Below are 6,218 nucleotides of genomic sequence, written 5' to 3'. Positions count from 1 at the left end.
CGCCCTCGTCCGAGCCGGCGCCCGCTTCGAGAACGGCCTTCTCGTCGAACGAGACGAGACCCTCGCAGCGTGATCCACCTCAACTGATCCACAGACCTTGACAATTACTTCCCTCGCTGGCGTTGGGCCGTCGCGTGACTGGTTGATGAACGTCCTGGATCAGGCGCCTGAGCCCGGTCCCCGTGTCCGTCTGGAAGACGTGACAGCGGTGAAGAACATGTTCGGCGAGTTCCAGAAGATGGACGTAATGCAGGGAGGCGGCTCCGGCCGCTTGATCCTCGCCGAGTACATGAACCAGCACATATATCCCCTGCTTCGTCGCACCTACAGCGATGACGTGCGACGAGCCCTTTGCGAGGCTGCTGCCGAACAGACCTATCTGCTTGGGTGGATGGCATACGACAACGGTGAACACGGCTGACGTCCTCGCGGACTCCTTCGGATACGGCTTGGGCACTGCAACATCCTTCCAGGCCGCTTCTCAGCGAGCCAGGTCAGGTGTCACCCAACCCTGCAGCAGTCCCGGGCCTACATCCGGCCCTACGCCAGCAACGATGAGCGCACCACCGCACTGGACAGTTTTCTGCATAGCTACAACCATCACCGGTGCCACACCGCACTCGGAGGCCACCCACCGATCAGCCGCGCAAACAACGCTTCAGGTCAATACATCTAGGCGCTGGCGCGAAGCATCGGCTGGTCATTGTCGAGCGGCTTCTACCATGCTCGTGTACCTCCGCCTTACGTCACGCACGACGTGCCGGCCAGCTGGTTTGGGGACCGTTCTATCGTCACCCGGGCCATCAGCGAGGTGCGTCCCTGCTCGCCGAGCGAGCCTTGCTGCATAAGCCAGAACGATCAAGCCCCTTGTCCTTCCTCGCTCACTCCGGTCTCACCATCCATCCACCCACCGCTACAGGAGTAGCGACAACTTTAGGGGTGAGCTGTCGGTTTCCGCTCCTGGAACAAGCTGTAGTCACCTTGGTGGTAGATCAGTGCTTGGTCTCTCCGCCCGAGTACGGTGCTGATCACCCGGCCGATCACGATGAGGTGGTCACCACCGTCCCAGGCTCTTTCCACAGTGGCCTCCAGCCAGGCAGTCGCCCCCGCGATCCAAGGGGAGCTGTTGCTCGGATAAGAGTGATCCACGCCGGAGAATCGGTCGGATCCCTTTTCAGCGAAGGACCGGGCGACGGACTCTTGATCTGAGGCCAAGATGTTGACACAGAACGACCCCGCTTCCTGGATGTAGGGCCAGGTCTCTGAGGAGCGGGAAACGTTGAAGGAGATGAGCGCCGGTTCCAGGGACAGTGACGTGAAGGACTGGCAGGTGAAACCCACAGGACCGGCCGAGGCAGTGGTGGTGATCACAACGACGCCTGTGGGGAACCGTCCGGCTGCAGCGCGAAAGCTGACAGAGTCAGGGACGGGGGTGGAGAGATTCATTGACGCACCTGGCTGAGAAAGTGGGAGTTCGACTACGTTCGACGCAAAGGGGGCAGGCGGAGCCTCCGGTGCGGCGTCATGTCCTGCCGGATTCACCAGGGTTCGGGATCGGAGCATGCCTGCTGCGCGGTGAAGGCCCGCCGACAGGGAGCGCTGTGCTGTATGGGTCATTGACTGCGACCTGAGCCTGGCTTCGGGAGGTGCGCAGTTCCTTGAGGGTTGTTGTCCGTGGAGGTGCGGATCATCTCGGTGAGTGCTGAGCGGAGGGTGGCAAACTGTGCCGTGTTGCGCAGCGTTGCGATGTCCGTTTCGGGTTCGCGGGGTAGGGGCACCGTCACCTCGTTGACGAAGCGTCCGGGGTTGGGTGCCATCACCAGGACGCGGGAGCCGAGTGCGATGGCCTCTTCGGTGGAGTGGGTGACGAACAGGACGGTGATGCCGGTGGCGGCCGTCAGCGTGCGGACTTCTTCCTGAAGGCGTTCTCTGGTCAGGGCGTCCAGTGCTGCGAAGGGCTCGTCCATCAGCAGAATGCTGGGTTCGGCGGCCAGGGCTCTGGCGATGGCGACGCGCTGTTGTTGGCCGCCTGACAATTGCCATGTACGGCGCTTCGCCAATCCCGGCAGGCCGACTCGCCGCAGCAGCTCCTGTGTCCGCGTGGTGCGTTCGCGGGGTGGCACGCCTTGCTGGGCCAGGGCGAAGGCGATGTTCCCGCCGACCGTACGCCAGGGGAAGAGTCGTGGCTGCTGAAACACCACCCCCACCCTCCGGTGCACGTGGACTGTTCCCATGGTGGGCTTTTCGAAGCCGGCCACCACACGCAGAAGGGTCGTCTTGCCGCAACCGGATGGCCCGACGAGTACCACGAACTCCCCCGCAGCAATGGTCAGGGATAGGCCATGGAGGGCCGAGACAGCAGCTTGGGCCGGGCCGTAGGTGACAGTGACGCGGGCCAGGTCCACGTCGCTGGTGGCGCGGGCGGCCGACGCGGCGGACGCGATGGCGTCAGCGGGTGGCATGGGACAGTTCCTCTACTGCGAGGGCTTTCTCGAAGACCGCAAGGTCGGGTACGGTCTCTACGGCCTTCTGGCTCTGGAGGAAGAGGGCAGCGTCCCGCAGTGCAGCGGCGAGCTTGCCGGGGGCATCCGGCTTACCGAGATGCCCCAGCGCCTGCTGCTCCTTCGCACTGAGCAGTACCAGTTCGGCGAGCTGCTTCTTGGCTTCTGCGGGTTCCAAGTTGAGTTCAGCGCCGATGGCCACTGCCGCCTTCGCCGGATCGGTTTTGGCGAGGGCGACGGCTTGGTCCTGTGCCTTGAGCCAGGCGTTGAGGGCCTCAGGGTGCCGTTGCGCGAACGTAGTCGTGACGACACCCAGGTCAGCGGTGGGTTTGCCCTGGGCGCCGATGGCGCGGCTTGAGGCGAGGACTCTTCCGTTCTTCTTCAGCTCGGTGAGGCTGGGGGCCCACACATATGCGGCGTCGATGTCTCCGCGTTGCCAGGCGGCGAGGGCGTCTTGTGGCTGGAGGTCCACCAGTGTCACGTCGGTGGCTTTCAGGCCGGCGGATTCCAGGGCGGCAAGTAGGGAGTAGTGGGCAGTGGACCCGAACGGGGTGGCGATCCTCCTGCCCCTGAGGGCCGTGATCGAAGGGATGTTCTTCTTCGCTACGAGAGCCTCGTTGTCGCCGATGAGGTCGTGGATCCATGCCACCTTGTACGGGATGTTCAGCGGAGCGGAGAGTCCCTTGGCGACGGGGCTGGAGCCCACCAGACCGAGGTCCACAGACCCGGCGATGACGGCGGTGTTCACGTCGCCGCCGGATTCGAACTTCACCCACTGGATCTCGGCGTCTGGCAGCGCCTTTTCAAGCAGCCGCTGGTTCTTCACGACGAGATCCGCGTTGGGGATCGCCTGGTATGCAATGCGGATCCGCAGTTGGCCGCCTCCGTGGCTGCCCGCCTCGGCTCCGCCGACGCAGGCGGTCGAGGTGAAGCTGAGCAGGGCGATCGCAGTTGCGGCTAGGACTGTCCGGCGGGAGAACTGAGACATGACGCTTCCTTCTTTTGTGAATTGACGAGAGATCGAGTAACGGGAGAGATGGTGCCGGGAAGGGGGCACAGGGGAATCGGCTCCTTGCGACCAGCGGGCGCTCAGGTATGGCCCTGCCAGCGCACCGCAGCGCGCGCCGCACTCCGGAAGAGGGCGTCGAGCACGATCCCGGACACACCGATGGCGAGCAGTCCGGCGATCACAAGGTCAGTCTGGTTGTAGCGCTGTGCGTCACGGATCATGCCGCCGACGCCGGGCAGACCGTTGATCGTCTCTGCGGCGACCACCGAGGTGTAGGCGATACCGACGGCGATGCGCACGCCAGTCAGAATCTCCGGCAGGGCGGCAGGCAGTCGCACCCCCAGCAGGACGGCCACGGGGCCAGCGCCCAGGGCGCGCGCGGCTTCCACGAGATGTTCCGGCACGCCCCTGACCGCGGCGGCGGTGGCCGCTGCCACGGGCGGCAGAGCCGCGATGACGAGCAGCCAGATCTTTGGTGTCTCGTCGATGCCGAACCAGATCACGAGCAGCGACAGATACGCCAACGGAGGCAGTGTCCTCAGGAAGGTGACGGCCGGTTCGAACACGACCGCGAGCGGCTTCACCACCCCGATGAGCAGACCCAGGGGAATTCCGAAGAGCGCGGCGTACGCCGTCCCGATCGCGATCCGGCGCAGCGACACAGCAAGGTGCTCCACGAGCAGGTGGTCCCCGACACCGCGGACCCCGTCGTGGACAGTGGAAGCGCGGACCAGGGCGTGCCACACATCGCCCGGCGAAGGCACCAGGACCCGTGGCCAGACACCCGCCGCGCACACTGCCTGCCACGCTCCGACGAGAACGGCGAGAGCCAGCAGCCGAAGCGCCGCCCACCGCAACGCGGTCACACCCAGCCGCATTCTCTTCGAGCTGCGCGGCGGCCCGGAAGCCTGGGGGATCGATGCGGAAGTGGCTCTGATGTGATCGAGCAGCGTCATGTAACGGCCCCTGAGACCGCGCTCACAGAGAAGTCCGTGTGCAGGGGCCGGGTGAGCCCACGAAGACGGGGAGCCACTTCCTCACCGACTCGGTACGCCTCTTCGAGATGGGGATACCCCGAGAGGACGAACTCGTCCACTCCGAGCCGGTGATACTCCACCAGCCGGGCGGCGACCTCGTCATGGGAGCCCACGAGCGCGGTTCCGGCCCCCTCGCGAACCAGGCCGATACCCGCCCACAAGTTGGGCGCGACGGTCAGGTTCTGCGCCGAACCGCCGTGCAGCGCGGTCATCCGAGCCTGTCCTGTGGAATCCATCCGGGCGAATCGCGCTTGAGAGGCACGGACCGCGTCAGGATCGAGACCCGCAAGGATCCGGTCCGCCTCGCCCCATGCCTCAGCCGCAGTGTCCCGGGAGATGACGTGCAGCCTGAGACCGAAACGCATGGTCCTGCCCAACAGCTGTGCCCTGCGCCGCAGCCGGGCGATGCGCTCGGCAACCTCGGCGGGAGGCTCACCCCAGAGCAGCTGGACCTCGGCGTGTCGGGCGGCCACTTCCTCAGCAGCATCCGAGGCGCCACCGAAATAGAGCGGCACCGGAGTGCTCAAGACAGGACCGTGCAACCGGGCATTCTCCACATGGACATGGCGACCGCGCAGGTCCACCGACTCCCCGTCCAACAACCCCCGCACGACCTGCATGAGCTCACCGGTCCGGACGTACCGCTCGTCCTTGGGAAGGTGATCACCGTACGCACGCTGCTCACCAGGGTCCCCACCAGTGACCACGTTCAGCGCGATCCGGTCACCGAACAGACGCCGGAACGTGTCGGCCTGCTGCGCCACGAGCGTCGGTTGGGCGAGGCCCGCACGGAAGGCCACCAGGAAACCGATGCGCTCAGTGGAAGCTGCCACGGCCGATGTCAGCACCCACGGATCGACACACCCCAGACCCACAGGCGTAAGGAGCTTCGCGAAACCCACCCGCTCCGCGGCGCGGGCCACTTGCGACATGTAGCCGACGTCTACCTCACGGCGAGTGGCGGCTGCAGAGCGCGCCTGAACGGCGGTCACACCGCCGGGATCACGACCGTCCCCACCCGTGGGCAGAAACCAGTGCAGGATGGGCGCGGTGGCATGAGACATACGATAAACACCTCAAAAGGGATAGGCGGGTAGGCGCGGTGGCGTCAGGGACGATAAGCACCGGAAGAAACGGACGGGCCCGCCAGCAGCGTGATCAACAAAAAGGCAACAAGGCGCTGACGCAGCCCACGCTAAGACGCGACGGGCTCAGAAAATGACGTGCGGCAGGCTCAGGAGTCGCTCAACGACAGACGGCGGCACGTGTGGAACCGGCTCGACACAGCATCCCGGCAACACGCAGTAGATCCACGTGACGGCGGCGGATGAGAGCGGGTTCCATGCCCCCATCCTGACCGCAAATGCGCAGCTCCTACAACCAGCGTCCACAATACGGGCACCGTGATACCTGAGCCAGGTTGAGCTGAGCCCTACGAGGCCACCCGCCAGCTCCTAGTACTCCAGTCAGAAATCGTTGCCTGAGCTGGTCGGCTTCGTTGTTCCAAGTGTGGTGGGGATGGATGAAGCTGCTTTGTGGGCTGGGGAGTTGGAGTCGGTGTTCGCACGGGTTGCGGGGGTTGCGTCCAGGGAAGTGGTGTACGGGTTCGACCTGATCCGGGGGTTTGCTCCGGCATCGGGATGGTGCCCGCATAGACGAACGGCCACCGGC

General features: G+C 65.2%; 7 protein-coding genes and 1 pseudogene. 2 read left to right on the top strand and 6 right to left on the bottom strand.

Annotated elements, in window-relative coordinates; genetic code table 11:
• Nucleotides 1–97: 97 nt before the first annotated feature.
• A pseudogene (locus AB0M26_RS31110) lies at nucleotides 98–418 on the top strand (transcriptional regulator); the annotation flags it as partial.
• A 24-nt stretch (nucleotides 419–442) separates the two neighbouring features.
• Nucleotides 443–676, top strand: a complete 234-nt coding sequence (locus AB0M26_RS31105; protein ID WP_365266245.1) for an integrase core domain-containing protein — start codon at nucleotides 443–445, stop codon at nucleotides 674–676.
• Between the two features lie 257 nt (nucleotides 677–933).
• Here AB0M26_RS31105 and AB0M26_RS31100 read toward each other — a convergent pair whose 3' ends face one another.
• The 6 genes from AB0M26_RS31100 to AB0M26_RS31075 all read right to left on the bottom strand — a co-directional run bounded on the left by AB0M26_RS31100 (nucleotide 934) and on the right by AB0M26_RS31075 (nucleotide 5,891).
• Complete coding sequence (locus AB0M26_RS31100; protein ID WP_365266243.1) at nucleotides 934–1,446, bottom strand: flavin reductase family protein; 513 nt, start codon at nucleotides 1,444–1,446, stop codon at nucleotides 934–936.
• 167 nt (nucleotides 1,447–1,613) lie between these two features.
• Nucleotides 1,614–2,462, bottom strand: a complete 849-nt coding sequence (locus tag AB0M26_RS31095; RefSeq protein WP_365266241.1) for an ABC transporter ATP-binding protein — start codon at nucleotides 2,460–2,462, stop codon at nucleotides 1,614–1,616.
• Complete coding sequence (locus tag AB0M26_RS31090; RefSeq protein ID WP_365266238.1) at nucleotides 2,449–3,489, bottom strand: glycine betaine ABC transporter substrate-binding protein; 1,041 nt, start codon at nucleotides 3,487–3,489, stop codon at nucleotides 2,449–2,451. The genes AB0M26_RS31095 and AB0M26_RS31090 overlap by 14 nt, the downstream gene beginning before the upstream one ends.
• Before the next feature lie 101 nt (nucleotides 3,490–3,590).
• The gene (locus AB0M26_RS31085; protein WP_365266235.1) at nucleotides 3,591–4,376 is read right to left on the bottom strand and encodes an ABC transporter permease; all 786 of its coding nucleotides are present in this window, start codon (nucleotides 4,374–4,376) and stop codon (nucleotides 3,591–3,593) included.
• Between the two features lie 86 nt (nucleotides 4,377–4,462).
• The gene (locus tag AB0M26_RS31080) at nucleotides 4,463–5,611 is read right to left on the bottom strand and encodes an LLM class flavin-dependent oxidoreductase (protein WP_365266232.1); all 1,149 of its coding nucleotides are present in this window, start codon (nucleotides 5,609–5,611) and stop codon (nucleotides 4,463–4,465) included.
• A 181-nt stretch (nucleotides 5,612–5,792) separates the two neighbouring features.
• Nucleotides 5,793–5,891 (bottom strand): putative leader peptide, encoded by a 99-nt coding sequence (locus AB0M26_RS31075; protein WP_365266229.1) that lies wholly within the window; start codon nucleotides 5,889–5,891, stop codon nucleotides 5,793–5,795.
• Between the last annotated feature and the right edge of the window lie 327 nt (nucleotides 5,892–6,218).

It is taken from the genome of Streptomyces sp. NPDC051776, assembly GCF_040681345.1.
Classification (GTDB): Bacteria; Actinomycetota; Actinomycetes; order Streptomycetales; family Streptomycetaceae; genus Streptomyces.
Note: the sequence above shows the minus strand (reverse complement) of the source record. Positions and strands in the feature narration are given on the sequence as shown.